A 22,600-nucleotide genomic window follows, 5' to 3' on the forward strand; every position below is an offset into this window, starting at 1 on the left:
ATGCGCCGATTATCTTTTGAGGATGAGTTTATAAATTCCGAACAGGATCCGCATCGGTCTAAAAATCGATTCCAACAAAAGAATCTGAAGATAGATCCAAGGAGTTCGAAAATTGAAATGCAAACCTTCCTCGATCAGAGTCGAATACGGCGCGAACTCCGGTTGAGTCCGAGATAAAACTTGTATATGGGTCGAATTCAGTTTTTTCGCACCGTCCGTCGTATCGATTCTTCGAATCAATTCCTTGCACGACGGATCAATATTCTTTACGCTGTCTTGATAAAGGGGTTTATACGTTCCGCCGTTCGGAAAAAAACCGAAAAGAAGAATCTTCTTTACCTCGCCTCCCCCATTTTTCCGCCGAGAATGCCATGTTCTGTTGATGAAAAAAGCGTAATCACTATTTTTCAAAATCAAAGGAACAGTAAATAAATTTGCAATCTTCGGTCTTTTCCAAGAAATATAATTCGACCATCGAGGCAACAGATGCGATCCTTTTAGAAAAGCCGTCGATCCTTCCCCGTTTTGCTGATCGTTAAGGGCAAAAGCAAGATTCATCTGCCCCCAAGCGTCCTGATGAAGCCCCAAACCGTTATCTCCCGGTAGAGAATAACGAGCGCTGATTTCCCAAATTTTATAGTCGTCTCCGACGATCCATTTCAGCGTTTCTCGAATCGATACATTTGTTAAAATCTCTTCCAATAAGGAGTCCAGACGAGCATCAACACCAACTAACGATAACAAAACGGGTGCATTGGACGAGTAATCCTTTTGCGCAGACGAACTCTCGAACAAACGATCTATGATTTGTTCCAATTCTTTGTGTTTTTCTTCGGATAAAATCCTGGAATTTCCGACCGAAAACCCATGCGCTTTGATATTATTTACAACTCTATTCTCTTGCATAAAAGACTTCTTCAATTCTTGATTTTCGGAGAATCGAATTTATTTGGACGCGTTCTTCCGAATCGTTCCAGAAAGAGGCCCGGTTTTAACGAAAGCAATCACAAACTGATTGATGAAATTTTTCTAATAAACAAAAACTTACTTAAGTGATTTGAGATACACTTTCCAATCCGCACTCCAATCAGCGCTCGTCAGAGCGTATCGATTGCAGAATAGATTCACCGCAGCCTTTCTTGAGGACTCGTTCATCCAAGCAACCGGATTGTTCGTCAGAAGAGAGGCCTCCTCAAGTAACGTTTCAACGGATCGATGAACGATTTTATGTTTTTCTAAAATAGAAAAATCCTGCCGAGTCCATTCCTCTTCTTCGCAATAAATGCGATCCCACAATACAAGAGTAGGAATACCACAGGACAAACATTCCAGAAAACCAGTTCCAGGTTGATCCCATAAAACGATCGAACACTCTCCGAGTAATTCTAAGGTCAACCCTTTATCATATGTATCAGATATAACGACGGAGTCGGATCCTTCTTCCTGAACTCGACGATACGTATTCTCCAATAAAGAAACCGTCAAAGCGTTATAAGGTTTAACAAAAGCGGTGAGACCGAAGCGCTTGATTCCTTTGGCTATGTCGATCATCGAGCGGGAAAATTCTTGAATCACATCTCGCCGGATGCTCGAAGCTCCTTGCGGCGCTCCTATGAACCGTTTCATCATTTGAGGCATCCAAAGGAGATCGTATTTTTTAGGAGTGTCGATTCGATAATCACTCCAATACTTTTTTCTTTCGGAAAGCCAAGGTGATGGCATCGGAATACATTCAATGTGCCTCAACTGGGGCTCTTCATGCATTCGAGTCCATCCCCAAGTCAGAAAAACGTCAGTTGCCGGCAATTCGATATCCAATGCAGGACGATTGTCACGGTAATAGCCGTAATGACCGCCGTGCTGCGCTTTTACGACTTTATAGCCATTACCTTTTGCGAATGCGATGATATACGTGGAAAAAGTATCTCCGTCCCCCGAAGAAAAAATTGCTTTCCGATCGTTCTTCCGAAAACATCGAGACGCAAATTCATAGTTTTCGTTCAAACCTTCTAAAAATTGAACCGGAAAATAAGATATTACGAATTCCTTAAATAATTCAAAGGCGGATTTGATTTTTTCATCCGAGAGACCGATCTCTTTCAAAAAATCGATTAAGCCGGAATCGATTTTTAAACCTTTCTGAAAGACGCTTTCTCGAAGTTTTGAATCGACTTGGAGCTGCGGGAACTGCCAACGAGAAACGATCCACCTAAAATGGAAGAGATACATCCCTCTCAACCTTAAAGCCGTCTCCGAATTGGCAAACGTCAATACCGGAAACCGTGGAAATGGATAAACTCTCTCGAAAATTCTTTCGATAAATCGAATCAAGCGATTCTTAAACTTTACGCTTTTTCCAAGCGAGAACAAGTTGTTTTTAGGCGAGTTTTTTAGACTGGCTTTTACTTTTGAATTCACATTTATCCAATTTAGAGATTCTGATGGTTGAATTAGAAATTTCCAAATTCGAGATAAATATAGAATAAAATATTCGTTAAAATTCTGATCGAGTATTCTCTTATCGAATTCTTCAGGGATTTCAATTGATCCCCAATTCTGTTCGGATGAATAAATACTGAGATTACTATTTTCGGAAGCAAGAAGGTGAATTCGCATGACTTGATTCCAATAAAAATGAACAATCGGTAACAAGGATCTGCGAATCAAAATTTCAATTGATTTCAGAGGAATAGATTTCGTAGCATCAAAAAATACCTGATTTGCAATGTTTTGAATCAGTTGATTGCTCAACTCTGCGCATGTTCGAGAAAATCGTTCAATTAATTCTTTCGAAATCGCCACTCCCTTCTGATTTTCAAAAGAATTTAAACTAATCTCATTAGAAAAGCGTCCTTCAGCACGAAGAACATAAAAATTATTTTGTGCATTTGTTCTTTCATCCATATCTTCTACGCGAAAATTACATACTACAGAATCTACGGGGAAATTGGCCAATGGCCAAGATTTTAAGTGGAGGAAATTATTTGAGTTTAATTAAAGAAATCGAATTCAAATAGATTCATAATTGAATCTATAAAACGCGAATTCAGATCGGTCTTAAAGCTAAGGCTTTTTTCTCGATAAAATAAAAACTAATACTCGCTAAGAAAAAGGTAAGTAGCAAATTCAATGAATCTATCAAAAACCAAAAAACGAAACCTTCACCCTGCACGTTCCCGCGCGAAATGAAATAATTCCCCATTAAAGAATATATAGGATAATGAAAAAGATAAAGTCCATAGGAAATTGTTCCGATCCATCGGAGGAATCTTAATTTTTCAAGTATCATATAATTAGCAACAGTTAGGTGAATTACAACTTGAAGAATCGACAAAGATAAGATCGGACTACCGAAAATCCAAAGAGAACTCGCTTTAGGAGAAGTAAAAAAGAAAAATAGTGCGATAACAATAACGCACAGAACAAAGCATTTTTTCGATCTTCCGATGGACTGCAAATACTGAAAGAGATAGGCTTCCATAAAATGATTTGGCTTTTTCTTGAAGGCCAACGCACCTAAACTTCCCAATGAAATACTAAACATATGCCAAATAGGATTATGATACGCTCCTCCATTTAGATATTGATTCGAAATATAAATACTGAAAAGAGCTAAGATGAGTGAAAAAGTGAAATATCTGATTAAATACCGAAGAATAATCGCAAAAGATAACGGGAAAAATATATAAAAAAATTCCTCAATAGAAAGACTCCAACCGGTAGGAAAAAAAACCGGTCGCGGAAAAAAATTCAAAACCTCGAAGTATTTAGGAAGCAAAGTGGTGTATGTAAATAAATAACCGAAATTTAATATACATTGTTTCCAACCCGCATTTAAATAGATAGGAATTGCAAAAACGAAAAAAGCTACCACAATAGCCGGATAAAGCCGTAAGAATCGTCGAACATAAAAACGGAAAAAGTTAATATTTCCTTTTTTTTCATATTCTTCATATAAGATTCCAGTTATTAAAAACCCGGACAAAACGAAAAAAATATCAACACCAATAAAACCGCCTTGCAAGAATACAGTGAAGGGCAACACCTCTACAAACAAATTCTTAGCAAAAAGAGGAACACTAAATAGATGATCGAATAATACCAAAAGACAAGCGATCGCTCTTAGGATATCTAAAGAAGGAATTTTGGTCATTTATTCTTTCAAAGTTTTGAAGAAATTCTTTAAACGTTTTGCTGCATGTCCGTAGGCGATTTCCTGCGCTTCTCTTGTCATTCCACCGATATGCTGCGTCAAAATCACCTGCTTACTTTCTTGAGCATATTTAAGTAACGGACTATTCAATCGATCGCGAATTTCATCGGCCAAAACATCGGCTCCTACAGATGCTTCTGGATTCTTTCTAAGAAAATCGACTAAATCAACTTCATTTATGATCTCACCTCTTGAAGTGTTCACGAGAAGGACATCTTTTTTCATTTTTGAAAGTTTCTCAGAGTCAATCAATCCCAACGTTTCATTAGAAACGTGAACATGAAGAGAAATAACGTCACTTCGACTCAATAAAGAGTCTATGTTATCCACTTGTTCTAAGTTTTCAACCTCGACCTTTTTGTATGGATCATAAATTAATACGTTCGCTCCAAAAGATCTACAATAATGCGCATAAAAAGTTCCCAATCGACCGTAACCAATTACTCCTACGGTAAGACAATTCATCTGTCGACCAATATATTGAGTATAATCCCATTCACCAAGCAAAGCATTATGATGACTTTGAACCACTTTACGCAAACAAACCATAGTTAACGTAAAGGCGAGTTCGGCGGTTGAACTGATTCGATTGATAACCTCACGTTCTTCCGTTAAGGATAAAACCGTAACTCCTTTTATAGAAGCATAACTCTTATCAATATGATTAGTACCCGTGGAAGCGGTACAAATTACGTTAAGCTTTTTCGCAGCATCCAATACGTTCTTTCCCAAATAAACCTTCGATTTATTAGGGTTCGTAAAAATTGCGTCGAACTCGGAAATCAAAGAAATCATTTCGCCTTCGGAAGGGTCATCCAAATACGTAACTTCTCCGCATGATTCCAAGGTTTCGCAAACTCCTGCGATATGACGGATCGGAGTAATCACCAAAATCTTCGGAAGCTTCAATTACTATTACCTACCGGTTTTATATAGGTTCTCGGTGAATCTTGAAGAATTTTTTCTGCGACGAGAAAATCCAGTTCCGTATCTACGTTTACGGCTTTTTCGGGTGAAAGAATATATGGTCTACTATTTTCAGAGCCGAACCTTCTTCCATCCTCCATTAAATGTTTTCTTGTAAGGGCATAAATAGAACCGCTACGGATGTAAGCGTCAGGTTTCAAGTCCTGTCTTCTCATTTCCGGAACTTCAGGAAGACAAAAATCGACGATTTTATCATCCACAATTTTTTTAATGCGAATTGGATGATGATCATCCAATTTATGTACGGCAATAACCGAATCGGCTCCGGTATTGATTATCTTTTCAATACACGCATCAATATCATCAACCGTTTTAAGTGGGTTTGTGCACATTAACTCAATTATAAAATCGTATCTTCCGTTTTCATCCTGTTCCACCCAATTTACAGCATGTTGAAGGGCGAATGCAGAAGATGCAGTATCGGTTGAGAACTCGGCGGGACGTAAAAAAGGAGCCTCAGCCCCATATTCAACTGCAACTTTTTGTATCTCAACATCATCCGTAGAGACAATATATCGATCGATCCATTTTGAACGTCTTGCCTCACCTATTGTGTAAGCGATTAAAGGAATATCACATATTTTTCTAATATTCTTTCTTGGAACGGATTTAGATCCACCTCTTGCAAGAGTAATTGCGAGGATTCTCGGCTTACTCGACATTCTTAATACTACCTTTATTCGTATATTCGATTGAACCAACTTCCTTAAATCGAAAAGAAGCTTTTACGTCTTCTATAGGAAGGATTCCTATTTTCCCAGAAACCATTTTTCCTTTTCTAACAACCCAAGATGCTGTTATACATCCGAGGCCGTACATTGCTTTAAATTGAGGATTCCTTTCCGATCTCGATTTTAATGAAGAATCTGATTCTAAAAATTCACCTTCCTGATTCTGAATCCAATAATGACCGAAGTCAACCAGTCCTGGAAATACGGTATCGCAGCCTTTATATTGAGCATCTATAATGAGTTCATCAAATAGCCCTTCTGGTCTGAAAAGATAATCATGATTTATGTAAAGTAAAGATTCAGGATAATCTCCATTTTGTTCGATCAAATGCAAAACTTGCTTCATCAAGTCATCCAAGCTTATTTCTGCGTCTTCGGAAATTTTCTTTCTATCGATCCAAGTAAACCCGAATTCATCAGCAATTTTTTTGTCATTTGATACTAGATATTTCTGATTGATGAACTTTGATTTATCAAGATCTTTCGAAAGCTTCTTCAAAAGGGAATACTCTTCAGTATTCGATTCCGGCGATTTAAGGATTGGCAAAATTGCGGCGACATTGATCGCTTCGGGAGTAAGCGACTCAGGTAATTCGGCGAAAATATCACTATCAACCTTCTCAATTATGGATACAACGCCCTTGGCTCTAGTTGGCGAATTTCCCTGGTGTAAGCCATGATAATGATAGACCGATGCTTCCGGATCATAGACAATTTGATAACCAGCTTCCGTAATTACCTTTCCCCAAACACGATCTTCTATATTCGTCACGGATTCATCAAAGGGAAACCTCTCCCATACATCTCGGCGAAACATACTATTCGCATTATGAAAAAAATAATCCTTTATTTGAATTCTTCTATCTTGTCCAAATACGATTAACAAATCCCTTTTATCTACCGGATCAGTAAAACTTAACGGCAACTGTCGTCCGTATACGGCTGCAAAATTATCATTCTCATCAAAATTCTTTCTAAGAGTTGTTAACCAATCCGTTTTCTTAGGAATACAATGTGCAGACAAACAAACGATAAACTTTCCGGAGGACGCTCTAATTCCCTCATTAATTGCCAGCCCTGGTTTAAATTTGGAGATGTTCACAATCTTGGAGACGGGAAATCTTTTAGCAACTTGAACCGTATGATCGGTGCTTTCGTTATCAACGAGAATAATTTCAAAATCCTTAAAGTCTTGATTTAAAAGCGTTCGAAGACAATGAGCAATCCATCTCTCTTCGTTTTTCGTTCTAACAATGATTGAAATTTCAGCCATGATTTTAACGAATCATCTCCGGAAGAATTAAAACATCTTCAGGAATGTTCACAGCAGCGATTTTACCTATCAATTTAGGCAAATCATAACTCGCGAATCCGGTTCCGGGTCCTTTGAATGAAAGCATCGATTCTTCGATCTTACTTCCTTCTTTAATCGAAACTTTCGTAGCAATGGAGATTCGTTGTTGATCGCGTTTCACTTTTTCTTCGGGTAAAAGCGTCTTAACTCCGTTGCCCATCATTTTATCAATATTCCGAATCGCTAACACCAAAGTTTTTAAATCTTGTGGATTTAAAGAAATTTTATGATCAAATCCCATCATATTATTATCGAGCGTGACGTGTCTTTCTACAATACAAGCTCCCCTTGCAACAGCAGCGATCGTAGCTTGATTATTTGCCGTATATTCTTCATGACCTGAATATCCAACCGGAACTCCATATCTCTCTTTTAAAAAATCAATCAGTTTCAAATTAACAAGCTCTAATGGAGTCGGGTAAGCGGAAACACAGTGAAGCAGAGCAAATGGACAACCTGCCTCTTTAACGATCGCAACAGTACGATCCAACTCTTCTAAAGTTGACATTCCGGTCGAAATTATTAAAGGTTTTTTGCTTTTTGCTATGGCTTTAATCAGTGGTATAAAGGTTAAATTGTGGCTTGCACTTTTCACAACCTCGATATTCAACTTTTCAACCGTTTTAGCGGATTCTAAATCAAACGGGGTTAGAAAAAAATGAATTTTTTTGGTCGCCGAATATTCCTTTAGTTCAAGCAGTTCATCGTCCGTAAATTCTACATATTCTCGCACTTCACGGTATGTTTTGCCGAATTCGGGAAACCGATTATCGGGCGTGTCTAAGAACGAATTTATCGCTAAATTCTTTACATCGCGCTTCTGAAACTTAACCGCATCGCATCCGTTTTCAAAAGCAACATCAATTAGCTTTTTTGCAATTTCCATAGAACCGTTATGGTTCAATCCAATTTCTGCAATGATAAATGTCGGCTTACCTTCGCCGACCTCTCGATCAAACAATTTTATATACATTTACTTTACCGAATCTTAAAAAATACTATAGAAAATAATCACTTTTAAACCTTATAAAAGGATTTAAACCAACTCACAAACTCCGCGATGCCTTCACGTACAGGCGTATCCGGATTATAGTTAAAATCTCTTTTTAAATCACTAACGTCAGCCCAAGTTGCGACGACATCACCCTTTTGCATGGGTAAATAGTTGATAATCGCTTTTTTACCAGCGGCATGTTCAATTGCCTCAATAAAGTCCATCAACTTAACAGAACAAGAATTGCCAATATTATAAATTTTGTATGGAGCGACAGAAGAATTAGCTGCGGGTTCATCAGAAGACCAGTTATCATCCGATTTAGCCGGTGAATCAATTACTTTAACGATTCCTTCGACCAGGTCATCAACGTATGTAAAATCTCGCTGTAAATTACCGTCATTATATACGTCGATGGGTTTCCCCTCGAGAATAGCTTTTGTAAATAAAAAGATCGCCATATCCGGCCTTCCCCATGGACCATAAACCGTAAAAAAACGGAGTCCCGTAGTCGGAATTTTATACAATTGACTGTATACATGAGCCATAAGCTCATTAGACTTTTTGCTTGCAGCATAGAGACTGACAGGGTGATCCGTATTTTGAGTTGTTCGGAAAGGCATCTGAGTATTGAGACCGTAAATGGAAGAACTTGATGCGTAAACCAAATGCCCAACTTCCGATTTTCTACAGCTCTCTAAAATATTCAATGTTCCTATAATATTAGAATTAACGTAAGCATGCGGGTTCGTTAAGCTATAACGCACTCCGGCTTGTGCGCCGAGATGGCATACTCTTTCAAAGTTTTCATTCTTAAATAAGGTTTCCATTTTCTGCTGATCCGATAAATCAGCTTTGATGAATCGAAAATTCTTATTTTTTCTGCTTTTTATTTCTTTTTCAACGCCGACAACTTGAATATCTATTCCCAATTCGTTCAGTCTCGCGAGCTTTAAATTCACGTCGTAGTAATCGTTGAGATTATCAAGCCCCACAACTTCATGACCCGCTTGAATCATTTTTCGAACGGTGTGATAACCGATAAATCCAGCGGCGCCCGTAACTAAAAGTTTCATAATTCGATCAATACTGCTCGGAAGAATTTGAAAATAAATTTTCGAATTTGCCGGACCTTCCTATTTTTCCTGCATTCAGCTCTATGATTTGATCGCAGTTCTTAACTGTAGAAAGCCTATGTGCGATCATCAAAATAGTAAGATCCTTACCCAGACCATCAATAGATTCCATAACGGATCTTTCGGTTTCGTTATCCAACGCGCTTGTTGCCTCATCAAAAATGATCACCGAAGCGTCTTTATATAAAGCTCTCGCTATTCCAATTCGTTGCCGCTGTCCTCCGGACAAACGAGCCCCTCGCTCTCCAACGAGAGTATCATACCCGTCTTTCAAACTTTCAATATGTTCTGCGATCTTTGCACTTTTCGCAGCCCGTTTCACTTTTTCAATATCAATGCGTTCGCGGGGAATCCCTAAAGCGATATTTTCAAGAATTGTATTATCCGATAAAAAAATACTTTGCGGTACATTCGCGATCGATGCTTGCCAAGACCGTATATTTTCTTCACTCAATAAAGTTTCGTCCAAGAAAATTCGACCCGATGAAGGTTCCAAAAGTCCCATAATCAAATCTAATAATGTACTTTTGCCACTTCCCGTTTGCCCAATGATACCGATTCTCGAACCTTTAGGCACGGTTATCGTTATATTCTTTAGAATGTATGGTCCGTCTGAATGATATTGAAATGATAGATTGTCGATCACTAATCGTTCGTTAAATGAAATTGATTTCGGTTGCGGCAAAAATGCGTAAGCAGGTAGAGGTTGCTCTAAAAGCTGAACCACATCTTGCAATGTGCCTTTGGATCCTTTTACCATAGCCCACCCTTGATAGGCTTGTTGAAGAATTGGCAGAAGCCTCTGAGCTCCCAAAGCAAGAGCTCCCAAAAACGGCAAAGAAGATTGAAGCCCGCCATTTTTTAAAAATATAGAATATGCTAAGATTGCAAAGAATACCATCCCCATCGCTTCAACGACGTATTTCGGACTTGCCGATGTGAAAGAAGAAATCGCCGAAGCTTTTCTAAGTTTCTCATCCGATTCTTTAAAAATTTCGGTGTAGAATTTTTGATTCCCGTTTAATAAAATATCGCGAATTCCTCCAAGACCATCCTGCAATAACTTTAAAACATGCGAATGTTCTTTCGTCTCTATATGACTATTTCTTGCAAGTTGGTTACGAACAAAAAAAGCAAAAATGAAATAAAATCCGCCGAAAGTAATCATGATCGTACCTAAAAGAATCGGATTCAATTGAACTAAAAAGAACAAAACCGAAATCACGATAAATACGGAGCTGATAATTTGGACAATCGGTAATATAATGGACCCGATCATTCTCTTCGCTTTAATCAGAATACCGGAGACGACCTCACTGCTATTTCGATCAAGATGAACTCGATAAGGTTGATAGAGAGTCTTTTGGTATATTTTCGAGCTTAAGTCAGTTCCGGCAGCGAAGGACAATCGATTACTAACCCAAAGAAGCAGGAGCCTCATTCCCCCTGCAATTAGCGAAGATACAATGAACACAATCGTGGTTGCAAGAATCAAATCGTTTGTATGTGATATATTCGAAAGCGATAATAAAGGTTTTATCGATTCAATTTCAAATATTTTTTCCGGCATGGTAAGGGCGCTTAAGAATGGCAACACGGCACCGATGCTAAATACTTCCATAAAAGAAGCAAAACCGATTAGAAAAATTAAAAGAATAAATTGTTTTTTACGTACAAGGGAAAAATTATCCCAAAGACTTTTAAGCAAAGTAGTTGTTTTAGGTTCAGACATAAAAGATTTAAAATGCAAGGCTTTATGATTATTTAGAATCCAAAAAGTCCTCGAACGCGGATCGAATCCCTTCTCTCAATTCCACCTGATGTTTCCAACCCATCTTGTGAAGTTTGGAAACGTCCAAAAGTTTACGGGGAGTTCCGTCCGGTTTGGTAAGATCGAAGGTCAAAAGACCTTGATAACCCACGACATCCTTAACCGTTTCCGCAAGTTCGCGGATACTTACTTCGATACCGCTCCCTACGTTCACGTGTTCACCGCCTTTCGCGTCGCCGGTCGCGTCGTAATTCTTCATAAGAAAAACGCACGCCCGAGCCATGTCGTCCGAATATAAGAATTCTCTTAAGGGTTTACCGGTCCCCCAAACGACGACCTCGGGAAGATTCTGTTTTTTCGCTTCGTAAAATCTGCGAATGAGCGCGGGAAGCACGTGAGAATTTTCGGGATGATAGTTATCGCCGGGACCGTAAAGATTGGTAGGCATCACGGAAATAAAATTCGTACCATATTGACGATTGTAACTCTGACACATAACAATTCCGGCGATCTTCGCGACCGCATACGGTTCGTTCGTCGGTTCGAGTTTACCATCGAGCAGTTGTCCCTCGTCCATAGGTTGTTGCGCGAACTTCGGATAAATGCAGGAGGAACCTAAGAAGAGCAGCTTCTTAACTTGAAAACGATAACAAGCGTCTATGATATTATTCTGAATTTGCAGATTGGAAAAAATGAATTCGGCGGGATACGTGTTGTTCGCGTGAATCCCTCCGACCTTTGCGGCGGCGAGAAAAACGTAGTCCGGTTTTTCCTTTTCGAAGAATTCGTTGACCTTCGATTGTTCCGTAAGATCCAACTCGGAATGTGACTTACCGATGATATTCTCATAACCTTCTTTTTTTAAGACGCGCTCGATCGCGGAGCCGACGAGACCTTTATGACCCGCGATGTAGATTTTGGAATTTTTATCCATCGCTATTCTTCCCCGACTTCCTTCTTCAACTCTTCGATCTCTTTGCGAATCTGTTCGTACTCCTGCATCTTCACTTTCAGATAACGTACTGTGATACGAGCCTTCTCTTCGATTCCCATCGGAGTTAAGAAGTATGCGTACGCGAGTTTGTTTTTACTGTTCTTAAAGTTCTTGGCCTTGATCCAACCCTTGTCCATCAAAGCCTTGAGACAATAGTTCACTTTCCCCAAACTAATCCCTAATATCTCCGAGATTTCTCTCTGATTGACTTCGGGGTTTTCTTCCAAGATTCTCAGAAGTTTGTGTCTTAACGCGTCATCCATAGGAACACCAAAAAAAGAAGGAGGAGATTCGAGAAAAACGGAATCGAACGGAAACTTTAGGCATAGCTTCGCCGGGTCAATCCCAGAATTGGAAATTCTTGATTCATAAAAAGACCGCAAAGGCCTTCTGTCAAGAAAATTTGTTCAACTCTTGAACAGACAAACCGCTTAGAAATTCCCTATTTCTAAGCGGTTTTAAGCAGGTTATGTTTTAGGAAGAATTCTTCCCGAGCGCAAATGTTCCGAATCGCAAAGGCGAAATTCTCGGGAGCTGCAGATTCCAAAACCGATGAATTCGAAGAAGTCCAAGAAACCGAAAACGAATTTGGACAAAGTTTACGAACACGAGACAATGAAGATCGCGACACGAAAAGGAGCGCGGTTCTTTCTTGCATCATTCTGATTCTCTTCTTCGCTTCGCGATAAAAATCGGAAACGATCCGCGACGGATTCGATCGAAACGTCAAGATCCAAGACGAAGCGAGTTCGATCACTTTCATTCTATATAAGAAACCTCTTAATTCCTAAATCCGACTTTCATCGTTAGAGCATTCATTCTAAGTTAGGAGATCATTTTAAACCTCGTTTCAGTTTTTTCTTGCATAAAGAATTCTTCGAACAAACTATATCCAATTTCTGCCCCGTAATTTCAGGAGATTCTAACAATATGGCCGATTCCTCTATAGTCCAAAAATTGGACGCAAGGCTTATCGAAGACGGTATTCTCGATAAAGCTTTCGAAGAAGATTATTCACTCGTTCACCAAAAACTCAACGAAGAGTTTCGCAAGACCGGTAGATCCGCTCAACCCGAATCGAACTTCGAACTCGGAGATAAAATTCTCAGAGAATGGCTTCACGGTCTCGCCCGCCAAGGAGCTTCTCAGGATAAACTCACGAGTTATCTGCGTTGCGGACTCGCTCATCTTTCGTACGACTACATCGAATCCGCAAACGAAGGAATGGAAACTTCCGATATCGACGAGCTGATCGGTCGCGCCTTGGTTTCATTTAAGAATCGCGATTTTGAAAAATCATTCTTCCGTTTGAACGACGGAGATAAGGCCGTTGTTGAAAAGGTCGCCGCAAAGAAAAAAGCGGCCGTGAAGAAAGCCGCTAAGAAAAAGGCCGCGAAAAAGAAAGTGGCGAAGAAAAAAGCCACCAAGAAAAAGACCGCGAAGAAGAAGGTAGCGAAGAAAAAAGCTCCGAAAAAAACAGCCAAAAAGAAAACGGCTAAAAAGAAAACTTCCAAGAAAAAAGCGAAAAAGAGATAAGAAGACGCCTAACAACGTTTCAACTTTTTCGTTCTTCCAAAAAACACCTTGAGGTTTTGGTCTTTGCGGACAAAAAAACCTCGGGTGTTTTCGATACCGGCCCCGACTTCCCTTCTCTCCCGACCCGACCTTCCCCGAAAAATAAAAATGCGATTAAAATTTCCGGAATATTAGGAAAGAATCATACGTTTTTTCAATTCTTCCCGAGAAGAAGGTTCCAAAACGTAACGTTCCAAGGCTTCCGCGACCATCGGAGAGGAAAGATTGTAGTTTTCGGTTAGGATCATAAAATGAGCGCCGATCCAACGTTCACTCGAAAGGATTTCTTCCACTGCCTTGTTTTGAAATTCTTCCGGATCGGTTTTGATTCTATCCAAGGATTTGATCCACAGATATAACGCGGAGTTTCCGCTGTAATCTCCCGCGCGAATCTCCGCGATTTCGTCCCAAGGAAGAGTAACGTTCCATCGTTTTCTACCGATCGTAAATCCTTCGGAATCGAATCGAATAAAGCCGACCGGTATTTTTCCGAGAGCGATCATCAAAACCAACACGATTCCGGTTCCGCAGATCAAACCCGCCAACACTCGAAAAACGAACGGATATTCCGTGCCGAATAAAAGAAGAACGGCCCCGACGACAAACAACGAAACCGCCATGAGTAGAATTCTCAACCGAGAAGGTCGGATCTCAACCCCGCCGATCACGTGAACGGAAAGACTTTGAAATCGACTGTCCCTCAGTTTACGAAACACGGTCCGAATCGCGATTCCCGCGCAAAGTCCGAAGAACGCAAGCGTTACGATTCCGACCTTGGGATTTCGGGGAAGAACCACGATTCCCGCGACGACAAAGGCAAGGCCGATCGCAACGAGAATCCAATCTCGAAGACTCGGTTTGAGTTCACGATACGTTGGGTTGAAATCTTTCATATGAGTTTGTTTCAGCCGAGAATTCGTTTTATACAACCGGGAAACTCGGCGCAGTTTTCACAAAAAAATCGCCGCGTTCACCATTTGATTTCGTATTCGCAGATCGGCGCACCCGCTTTAAGAACGACGGAGCCGTTGGAAGCGTTGAACATTTCCAAGATTCCTTCGAAAACTCCCTGCATAAATATATCCGGATATCCGACGGAAGGAGCTTGTACGATCACGTGCCCTTCTTCTTTTTTGATGAACTTTCTCGGCAAAACCTCGACACCCTTGTGGCTGAACAAAAATCCTTCCGCTTCGAATAAGATACAATCCAGCGGGGTTTTGACTTCGGGAGGAATTCCGACCGTTCTTTTGATCGTGGGATAAACCTGTTTGCCCAAGGTGATGAGCGCTTTTTGTTTGCTTACGGACGCTTTGACGTATTCGTTCATAAAGTTTATGTAATATTCGCATTCATACCAACCTTCGGGCTCCAATTCATTGTAATTTTTTCCGGTCGCTTTAAGCAACGTCGCGTTCGCTTGTTCTCGAGCGTCCTTATAAATTCCCATCAAACCTCCGATGAGCGTGATGAATTTCCCTCTAACCTGTGCCATATCAAAACTCCGCTGTTTAAAAGTGATTCACAAACGCGAAAGAAAAGAATGGAGAATCCAAACGCGCCCGTGTTTTCAGGAATGCTTTTCGGAAGTAAAAGATAGGAGCAAGCGAAAACTTACAATTGGCCGTTCAAACGAATGAAACGAATTGTTTTAAACCAAAGTGAAAATCAAAGCAAAGAATCAAGAATACGAAATCGAATCCAAAATTTGACACAAAACCGAAATCTTTGGCCCGAGCGAATCTTGGTCGTTTGACACAAAAACATTCCTTGAAAAAATCAAAAAATAAGACTCACCTTTCTACAAAAATTCAATTTTTGGAATATTCAATTTTTAGAAACAATCCGAAATGAATTCGGATATGTTTTTGGGATTGTAGAGGATTTTTCCCGGAAACGACCTGAGGTTACTTCCTCAAGAAACGCCTTCCTTTTAAAAGAAGATCAATCGTTCAGTCCCTTGCCTTTGAAGATCTGTTGCATCGATTTTTCGATTCTGGATTCTCTGGTTTTGGATTGTTTCGGAGCCGCAAAATGAAGAAGATAGGCCCTTTGTCTTCCGGGGGTCAAGGCCTCGAAAGCGGTTTTCAATTCGGGGATTTCATCCAATTTGTTTTGAAATTCTTCCGGAATTTTGAATTGATCGGTCTTTTTAAAAGCCACTTTCTGACCGGACTTTTCGATCTCGATCGCTTCTTGGATATAAGATTTCAAAACCGATTTCATCTTCTTAATCTCTTTCACGTCGGTAAAACGAATCTGTCGAGCCGATTGAACGTTCTTTGTTTGTTGAACGAGAATTCCCTGCGGATCCTTCATCAAAGCGCCTTTGAAAAAAAGATAAGCGCAATATTCTTTGAATACATGGATGAGAACGACGTTGTTCTCCTCGAACGTGTAACAGGGACATCCCCATTTCAAATTCTCTTCGAGTTTGCAACCAAGAGCAATCTCCCTCATTTGAACCAGTTCTTTCTGCCAGTTTTTGTCCTTCTCGACATATTTATCAACTTTCGGATTTTTTTGAGCCATGAATTTTTCTCTGATGTGGATTGCGTTCGGCGGAAAAGAATTTGAAACGAAACGCGGCTCTTCGCCTAACCCGCGTTTGCGCCTTATCAAATTCGATAATGCGACATCGTGCGACTTGCATCCGACCGCCGTATATTATAAAAATACTATATGAAAACCTGTCATTTATTTTTTAGTCGAAGGGGAGAAGCTAATATGCTTCCGCGTTTGTGTGAGAATCGTATAAACACGGAATTTGCCCGAACGCATTTGAATCTTACGTACAAAACAATTCCGTTTCCAATTTCGAATTTCCCAAAAAAAGAGGATTGCCGCGTCTACGCGAAACCCTTGTAAAACAGGGTTTTGAAACAAATTCTTTGCCGACCCGGAACGGACCCGATTTGTTTCCACTCCCGACCCTGGCACTAACAAAAAAAGAGTGCTAATTTTTCCAAAAAAAGGATTGAACTTTTTTAACATTTTGGCACTCTAAGATTCAGATTGCCAAAAGAGGTAAAATCAAACTATGAACGAATTTAGAATCTTTGAAGACTTTCATAAGCTCCAAAACCGATTCTCGAGCTTTTGGGACCCTTTTTCCGCAAACGGTGGAAGCGCTTATCCGACTCTGAATATTCACAAAGGAGCGGACGAGATTACGATCACCGCTTTGGTTCCCGGAATCGATCCGAATTCTTTGGAAATCACCGTGAGCGGAAATCAACTTCGACTCGAAGGGGACGCTCTGGCAAACAGACCGAAGGATTCTTACGATACGAATCGTGTGGAAAGATTTCACGGAAAGTTTCGCAGAGCTCTGGAACTCCCTGCGGAAGTGGATTCGGAAAAGACCACCGCGGAATTTAAAAACGGAGTTTTGGTTCTTACACTCCCGATTCGGGAAAGCGTTAAACCGCGTAAGATCCAGATCAAAACCAACTAATAACGATAAGGAGAATAAAAATGACAAACGCAGTATTGAACAAAGAGAACCACACAACCGTGGAGAATCAACCTTCTCACGAAGTAAAAAGAACGAGAATTCTTACTCCGAGAGTGGACGTTTATTCGGACGAAGAAAACATCTATCTCTACGCGGATCTTCCCGGCGTGGAAGAAAAGGACGTTCAAGTTCAGATCGAAAAGGATCAACTCACCATCTCCGGTAAAACATCCGAGAAAGATATTTCCGGCGAGTTGAGATATTCCGAATACAGAACCGGCGAATACAAGAGATCGTTCACTCTGACCGAATCGGTTGAAGAGGAAAAAATCTCCGCGGTTTATAAGAATGGGGTTTTGAATCTGGTTCTTCCCAAAAGAAAACCTCACACGAAAAAGATAGAAGTTCGTTCCGAGTAATCGTTCCATCCGCCGGAGCCGGATCTTTCTCCAAGGTCCGCCGGCGGAACCTTACTCTTTGAAGAACTTCGTTTCTTCTTTGCCGTTCGGAACGTGGCAGACGTTATACTACCTGAAGTCTAAAACCCACACTCGAACCCCGGATCTCCGGGGATTTTTTTTGAAATCAGGATTGCGTTCCATCCGCCGACCGGGTTCCCATTCACTTATGAAAACCTTTTTCCTTCTTGTCTGTTCCAATTTTTTTATGACCTTCGCGTGGTATGGTCACTTGAAGTATTTTCACGGATGGAGTCTTCCACTTACGATTTTTTTAAGCTGGGGAATCGCCCTTTTCGAATACGTTCTTATGGTTCCCGCAAATCGGATCGGTTACGGAGAAGAAGGTTACAGCGCGTTTCAACTGAAGATTCTTCAGGAGATCATCACGATCAGCGTTTTCATTCTGTTCGCGTCCTTGGTCTTAAAGGAAAAAATAAAATGGAATCACGCCGTGAGTTTTCTTTTAATTTTAGCGGCGGTGGGATTTGCCTTTTACGATAAGAGCGGCGTTAGTTCGACTTCATCGCATCCGTAAACTCGGAAATTATTTTTAAAACGTGGGAGTTCCAACATCGATTGGAAAACGAAACCGTTCCCGACGGTCTCAAAAGGCTCCAATCGATTCTTCCGACAAACGATATCGGATCGAAAACCGCTTGCAAAACGACCGCGCCTTACATCGACAAGGCGCACAACCGGAATTAAACCGACGCAGAAGTGCGCGACAAACGATCTATAAGAATTTTCGAATATCTTTTGCGAGCGTTTTACCGTCCGTTCCTCCGGGGAACGTCGCAAGAATTCTACTTTGATCGTCCAGGACATATAGAAATACGGTATGGTCCACGGTATAACCGCCTTCGAGTTGTGGAGCGCTGACTTTTTTGGAAACCGCGCCGAACGCGGATTGAAGAGAATCCAACTTCGCCTTCTCGCCCGTCAAAGCGATCAACCCCTGCCCGGCAAACTGCTTTACATATTTTGCAAGTAGTTCCGGAGAATCTCGCTCCGGGTCCACGCTGATAAACACAGGCGTCAAATCCTTGCCGTCGTTACCGAGTTCTCGAACCGTAGCGGACATATCGAGCAAGGCACGAGAACACATATCGGGACAATGAGAAAATCCGAAATAGACGAGTTTGAGTTTTCCCGGGATTCTGCTGAGAGGGATTTCCAAGTTCTCCGTGTTTTTCAAGGTTGTGGAGGACCATTCTTCTACAAAGACCGGTTCTTGAACGGAGGATTTCGATCTCCATTCCTTCCAACCGAAAAAACCGAGCCCGATTCCGAGAAACAAAACGCCGATAAAAAGAATTCTTTCCTTCAAAACAATCTCCTAACGATTCTGAACGAATCGAAACACGTTAGACGTCACTGGATTATACCGCGACGATCCAACCCATGGCTCCGTTCTCCGCCATCTTCGTTTGATGCGGATGAAACATATATCTTCCCCGTTTCGGAAGTGTGAATTCCACAATGACCCTTTCGGTTTGTCCGAGCGTGACGACGTCCGTATGATCGTCGGGAACGAGTCTTGTTCCCGTGCGAAAAACGTCGAAGGTCTGAGCGTGTAAGTGAAAGGAAGCGACCGGTTCATACTCGCACATGTTCGCGATATAAAGACGAACCTTTTGGCCCACGGGAACCTTGATCGGATAACGATCGTAAAAACCGGCCATTCCGTTCCAAGAGAAGATATCATTCTTCCCTTTGTCTCCGAGATCCCATCCCGAAAGAATCAACATGAACTCGTGCGCGGGCGGACGACCTCCGGGAGGATCCACGATCAAACCGCCGTACAATCCTTTCGCCATATGACTCGCCAAAGGAGGAACGTGACAATGATACGGATGAAATCCGATCGGCCCCGCGGTAAGTTTATAAGTTTTTTCCCCGCCGGTGACGATCGGTTCCCAACCGTCTTCGTTCGGATCGTGACTTCCGTGAAAGTGAATGGAATGAGGATGTTCGGAATCGTTTCGAAGAGTGATCTCCATCTTCTGTCCGAGCTTCGCTCGTACCACCGGACCGGGAACGATTCCGTTAAAAGTCCAAGCCTTGACGACCGTGTTGTGCGCGACGGTCAAGGGCATCTCGACGATGCTCAAATGTTGTTTTAAAATCGGACCCGAAGAAACTTCCAAGTTCTTCAGATCCATACGATTCAAAAACGCGGGATCGGTTTGAAAGGGAGGATGAACCATACTCCCGTACGAATTGTTTCCGGGATTTCCGGGAATCGTCGCTTCTTTGTTTACGCCCACGATTCCGGGACGGACCTTACAGAGTAAACCTCCGCTTCCATCCCCATCGCCGACCGAACTGATTCCGGCTCCCGCGGCGATTCCCGCGCCGCCGATCCCGAGCCATTTGAGAAACTGCTTTCGGTTCACTTTTTTTAGAATTTAGCGACCGACGTAACGAGAATGATCAGCGCCAAAAATCCGACTCCCCCGTAAACGAGTGCGTTCTTCAACCAAGCCGGAACTTTCGATCCGCCCGCGACGAGATACGCTCCCGCTCCCACGATCGGAACCAGAAGAATCGCGCCGGTCCAAATGGAACCGGTTTTGGAATCCACGTCCGCTCTTTTTACGAGATCCGCAAGCGCCAAAGGCGCAAGAAGAGTGTAAAGAATGAACGGAAAGTAATATCCGTAAAAGTTGAAAAGTAAAGCGAAGAATCCTGGGCCGCCGATGACAGTTTGTTCCATATTGTTACTCCTATGATAATTTCTGAATATTCTAAACTTATTAACTGATTGTCTTGGTTCCGACGCCGTTCATCAAAGAGATTCCGGTGTAGGCCAATAACAGGAAGAATGCGATCAAACCTCCCCAAACCAAGGTTCTTTTAAACCAATTCGGGTAAGTGCTTTTTCCTCCGAGAAGATAAATCGCGGGACTCAGGATCGGAACCAAAGTGATCGCCAAGATCCAGGAAAGTTTTTGATTCTGTTCCAAGTCCGTTCTGTCTTTCAGATCGAACAAGGACATGGAAGTCCAGCAGATATAAATCGCGAAAGGAAGTAGGAATCCCAACCAGTGATAGAAGAACGGGAAAAGACTTCTCGGTTTTACGAGAGTGATCGCACCCGTGGTCGGCGCCGGTTTTCTCGGAACCGATTTCAAAACTTCTTCTGTTTCTTTCGGAAGAGAGATTTTGTTCAGGTCGAGGTTGAAGTCTTCGAACGCGGTCAACGCGGGTCTCACGGGTGCGTTGCTTCCGTTCGGCATATTCAACTGAGGACCTGGAATCGGTTGTTCCTTATAATTACCGGAAGGAAATCTTCCGCCCGAAGCCTGAACCATCAAACCCAAGGCGCCGAGCATCATAGAAAGATCCCCGCCCATCGGAAGCCTGATAAAGGAATTACAGCCGTTCCATTTTTCCAAGAAGGCCGGAAGTTCGGTTCTGTATTCGTTACCGGAAAAACAATTTCCCGTGCTCATCGGACCGACGAGAGCGATATCCGCTCTGCCCGAGTTATAGACGACGTTGTCCTGAACCACGTTGTTATGCGAAATCCAAAACTTCTCATCCAAGTTGGGGAGAATTACGATTCCGTTGTTTTCGTGATCGACCACGACGTTCTTGCGAATGATGTTCGAAAGACCGCCCGCGATGAGAATTCCGTTTCCGAAAGAAGGATATTCCAAGGCCGCGATCGGAGCCTTCGGGTTATTGTTGTTGTAGACTAAGTTCCCGATGATCGTGGTTTCTCTTTCGGGAGGAAGAAGTTCCCGATCCAGAGTGTTCGGAGCAAGACCGACGATATTGTTTTTCCAAACGGAACTGATGAGATACAATTCTCCGCCTGAGTTCGTTCCGGAATAACCGAGTGCGTTGTGTTCCGAAACCACGTCGTAAAGAATCGCCTTACAAGGATAACATTGACCGATGTAAATTCCCGAGTCGGGCGAACCGGAAGCGTACGTATGTTCGATCACACCGTTCATGGAATCGAACGCGTAAACTCCGTAATCCCCGTTGTTGTGTGCGGTAAGATAAGAACCTCGAAAGCCCTTCACGCCGGTCCAATAAAAACCGTTCAACGTCGCGTTTCTCGCGGTCATGTTTTCGATCACAACCCCGTCCGCCGCGACAACCATGATACCGTTTCCTCTTTGAAACTGACCGTCGATGATCACCTTGTTCCGATCCACACCGCGAATCGTGATCGAAGGAGTCGTAACGGTGACTTCTTCCAAGTAAACGCCTTCGCTGATAAGAATCAAATCACCCGGATTCGCGGCGTCCACCGCGTTCTGAATCGTGGGATATTGGGAAGGAACCTTGCGTGTGGTTCCCGAAAATTGCGAAACATTCTTCCAGGATTTTCCCGCTTTTGCGGCCGGATTGTAAGGAACGTTTCCTACGACAACGTCCCCCACCATTCCGCTTTTGCCGTCGGGCGTCGCGTGAAAGGAACAGAAGTAAGGGAAAACGCCTTCTTTCGGAAAAGTCACCTTGGTTTTAGAACCGCGGGGCATAACGATATTCCCGAAAGACTTTTCGGTGGACCAATTCTTGTCCACGGCGACCGCGTTATGCGGATTGTTCCCCGAATTGACGAATTCGACGATTCCACCGACGGGAATTTTCTGCATAGGAGGAGAGAAAGAATTATCGATCATCAAGACGTGAGCGAAACCTTCGATCTCGTCCTTCTTTTCCCCGGAGCAGGCGGAAACGAGAACCCCTAACGTAACTCCGACCAGTAAAAGAGCGAATAGATAGGGAACTTTTTTGATTTCGAAACCTGGTTTTTTCATTTTTGATTGAACCCCCGGGTTTTCCGGAATTTTATTGTATACTTAATCTGAGGTTGGATGGGAAATGGAATGCTCATTTGTGTTCAGATTCAAAAAGGTTGCAAGGTAAAAACAATCCTTATCGATCTATAAATGGCTCCATATCTCTC

At 42.0% G+C, this 22,600-nt stretch carries 23 protein-coding genes; 5 read left to right on the top strand and 18 right to left on the bottom strand.

Going from position 1 to position 22,600, the window contains the following annotated elements:
• Positions 1–9: 9 nt before the first annotated feature.
• The 11 genes from LEP1GSC052_RS07700 to LEP1GSC052_RS07750 form a co-directional block, all read right to left on the bottom strand.
• Complete coding sequence (locus LEP1GSC052_RS07700) at positions 10–906, bottom strand: putative 2OG-Fe(II) oxygenase (protein ID WP_020985745.1); 897 nt, start codon at positions 904–906, stop codon at positions 10–12.
• Positions 907–1,044: 138 nt separating this feature from the next.
• Entirely contained in the window at positions 1,045–2,904 is a 1,860-nt protein-coding gene (locus tag LEP1GSC052_RS21230) for a transferase TIGR04331 family (RefSeq protein WP_020986736.1), read from the bottom strand.
• 142 nt (positions 2,905–3,046) lie between these two features.
• Positions 3,047–4,153 (bottom strand): acyltransferase family protein, encoded by a 1,107-nt coding sequence (locus LEP1GSC052_RS07710; protein ID WP_020986792.1) that lies wholly within the window; start codon positions 4,151–4,153, stop codon positions 3,047–3,049.
• Positions 4,154–5,122: an NAD(P)-dependent oxidoreductase gene (locus LEP1GSC052_RS07715; RefSeq protein WP_010575225.1), complete on the bottom strand. Its 969-nt coding sequence runs from the start codon at positions 5,120–5,122 to the stop codon at positions 4,154–4,156. It lies immediately after the preceding gene.
• Positions 5,119–5,862 (bottom strand): acylneuraminate cytidylyltransferase family protein, encoded by a 744-nt coding sequence (locus LEP1GSC052_RS07720; protein ID WP_010575226.1) that lies wholly within the window; start codon positions 5,860–5,862, stop codon positions 5,119–5,121. The genes LEP1GSC052_RS07715 and LEP1GSC052_RS07720 overlap by 4 nt, the downstream gene beginning before the upstream one ends.
• Positions 5,852–7,204: a glycosyltransferase family A protein gene (locus tag LEP1GSC052_RS07725; RefSeq protein ID WP_010575227.1), complete on the bottom strand. Its 1,353-nt coding sequence runs from the start codon at positions 7,202–7,204 to the stop codon at positions 5,852–5,854. Before LEP1GSC052_RS07725 ends, LEP1GSC052_RS07720 begins: the two co-directional genes overlap by 11 nt.
• A gap of 4 nt (positions 7,205–7,208) precedes the next feature.
• The gene (locus LEP1GSC052_RS07730) at positions 7,209–8,258 is read right to left on the bottom strand and encodes an N-acetylneuraminate synthase family protein (protein WP_020986614.1); all 1,050 of its coding nucleotides are present in this window, start codon (positions 8,256–8,258) and stop codon (positions 7,209–7,211) included.
• Between the two features lie 44 nt (positions 8,259–8,302).
• Positions 8,303–9,355, bottom strand: a complete 1,053-nt coding sequence (locus LEP1GSC052_RS07735; RefSeq protein WP_010575230.1) for an NAD-dependent epimerase — start codon at positions 9,353–9,355, stop codon at positions 8,303–8,305.
• A 7-nt stretch (positions 9,356–9,362) separates the two neighbouring features.
• Positions 9,363–11,147 carry an ABC transporter ATP-binding protein gene (locus LEP1GSC052_RS07740; protein WP_020985954.1) on the bottom strand — a complete coding sequence of 595 codons (1,785 nt, stop codon included), beginning with the start codon at positions 11,145–11,147 and terminating at the stop codon, positions 9,363–9,365.
• Between the two features lie 28 nt (positions 11,148–11,175).
• The gene (gene fcl, locus LEP1GSC052_RS07745) at positions 11,176–12,120 is read right to left on the bottom strand and encodes a GDP-L-fucose synthase (RefSeq protein ID WP_010575234.1); all 945 of its coding nucleotides are present in this window, start codon (positions 12,118–12,120) and stop codon (positions 11,176–11,178) included.
• A gap of 2 nt (positions 12,121–12,122) precedes the next feature.
• Positions 12,123–12,443, bottom strand: a complete 321-nt coding sequence (locus tag LEP1GSC052_RS07750) for a MarR family EPS-associated transcriptional regulator (RefSeq protein ID WP_040913380.1) — start codon at positions 12,441–12,443, stop codon at positions 12,123–12,125.
• Between the two features lie 667 nt (positions 12,444–13,110).
• On the opposite strand from LEP1GSC052_RS07750, the gene LEP1GSC052_RS21235 reads away from it, so the two are divergent.
• The gene (locus LEP1GSC052_RS21235) at positions 13,111–13,716 is read left to right on the top strand and encodes a hypothetical protein (RefSeq protein WP_020986843.1); all 606 of its coding nucleotides are present in this window, start codon (positions 13,111–13,113) and stop codon (positions 13,714–13,716) included.
• Positions 13,717–13,886: 170 nt separating this feature from the next.
• Here LEP1GSC052_RS21235 and LEP1GSC052_RS07765 read toward each other — a convergent pair whose 3' ends face one another.
• The 3 genes from LEP1GSC052_RS07765 to LEP1GSC052_RS07775 all read right to left on the bottom strand — a co-directional run bounded on the left by LEP1GSC052_RS07765 (position 13,887) and on the right by LEP1GSC052_RS07775 (position 16,287).
• On the bottom strand, positions 13,887–14,648 hold the full coding sequence (locus LEP1GSC052_RS07765; RefSeq protein ID WP_156892111.1) for a hypothetical protein: 762 nt from the start codon (positions 14,646–14,648) through the stop codon (positions 13,887–13,889).
• Between the two features lie 77 nt (positions 14,649–14,725).
• Positions 14,726–15,250, bottom strand: coding sequence for a hypothetical protein (locus LEP1GSC052_RS07770; RefSeq protein ID WP_010575238.1), 525 nt, complete (start codon positions 15,248–15,250; stop codon positions 14,726–14,728).
• A gap of 449 nt (positions 15,251–15,699) precedes the next feature.
• Positions 15,700–16,287 carry a YdeI/OmpD-associated family protein gene (locus LEP1GSC052_RS07775; RefSeq protein WP_010575239.1) on the bottom strand — a complete coding sequence of 196 codons (588 nt, stop codon included), beginning with the start codon at positions 16,285–16,287 and terminating at the stop codon, positions 15,700–15,702.
• A gap of 508 nt (positions 16,288–16,795) precedes the next feature.
• Between LEP1GSC052_RS07775 and LEP1GSC052_RS07780 the strand changes: the two genes are divergently transcribed.
• From LEP1GSC052_RS07780 to LEP1GSC052_RS21725, 4 genes are all read left to right on the top strand, one after another.
• Positions 16,796–17,212 carry an Hsp20/alpha crystallin family protein gene (locus LEP1GSC052_RS07780; protein ID WP_010575240.1) on the top strand — a complete coding sequence of 139 codons (417 nt, stop codon included), beginning with the start codon at positions 16,796–16,798 and terminating at the stop codon, positions 17,210–17,212.
• Positions 17,213–17,232: 20 nt separating this feature from the next.
• Positions 17,233–17,631, top strand: coding sequence for an Hsp20/alpha crystallin family protein (locus LEP1GSC052_RS07785; protein ID WP_010575241.1), 399 nt, complete (start codon positions 17,233–17,235; stop codon positions 17,629–17,631).
• Between the two features lie 208 nt (positions 17,632–17,839).
• A complete protein-coding gene (locus LEP1GSC052_RS07790) occupies positions 17,840–18,208 on the top strand; it encodes a DMT family protein (protein ID WP_040913381.1) in 369 nt (122 codons plus the stop codon).
• A 41-nt stretch (positions 18,209–18,249) separates the two neighbouring features.
• A complete protein-coding gene (locus LEP1GSC052_RS21725) occupies positions 18,250–18,378 on the top strand; it encodes a hypothetical protein (RefSeq protein ID WP_020986594.1) in 129 nt (42 codons plus the stop codon).
• A gap of 28 nt (positions 18,379–18,406) precedes the next feature.
• On the opposite strand, the gene LEP1GSC052_RS07795 is transcribed toward LEP1GSC052_RS21725, so the two are convergent.
• The 4 genes from LEP1GSC052_RS07795 to LEP1GSC052_RS07810 are packed head-to-tail and all read right to left on the bottom strand — an operon-like array spanning position 18,407 to position 22,451.
• Positions 18,407–19,000 carry an SCO family protein gene (locus LEP1GSC052_RS07795; protein ID WP_010575243.1) on the bottom strand — a complete coding sequence of 198 codons (594 nt, stop codon included), beginning with the start codon at positions 18,998–19,000 and terminating at the stop codon, positions 18,407–18,409.
• A gap of 52 nt (positions 19,001–19,052) precedes the next feature.
• Positions 19,053–20,069, bottom strand: coding sequence for a multicopper oxidase domain-containing protein (locus LEP1GSC052_RS07800; RefSeq protein WP_010575244.1), 1,017 nt, complete (start codon positions 20,067–20,069; stop codon positions 19,053–19,055).
• Positions 20,070–20,074: 5 nt separating this feature from the next.
• Positions 20,075–20,389, bottom strand: coding sequence for a PLDc N-terminal domain-containing protein (locus LEP1GSC052_RS07805; protein WP_010575245.1), 315 nt, complete (start codon positions 20,387–20,389; stop codon positions 20,075–20,077).
• 40 nt (positions 20,390–20,429) lie between these two features.
• Positions 20,430–22,451 (bottom strand): right-handed parallel beta-helix repeat-containing protein, encoded by a 2,022-nt coding sequence (locus LEP1GSC052_RS07810; RefSeq protein WP_010575246.1) that lies wholly within the window; start codon positions 22,449–22,451, stop codon positions 20,430–20,432.
• Between the last annotated feature and the right edge of the window lie 149 nt (positions 22,452–22,600).

The organism is Leptospira kmetyi serovar Malaysia str. Bejo-Iso9, assembly GCF_000243735.2.
In the GTDB taxonomy this organism is placed as follows: Bacteria; Spirochaetota; Leptospiria; order Leptospirales; family Leptospiraceae; genus Leptospira; species Leptospira kmetyi.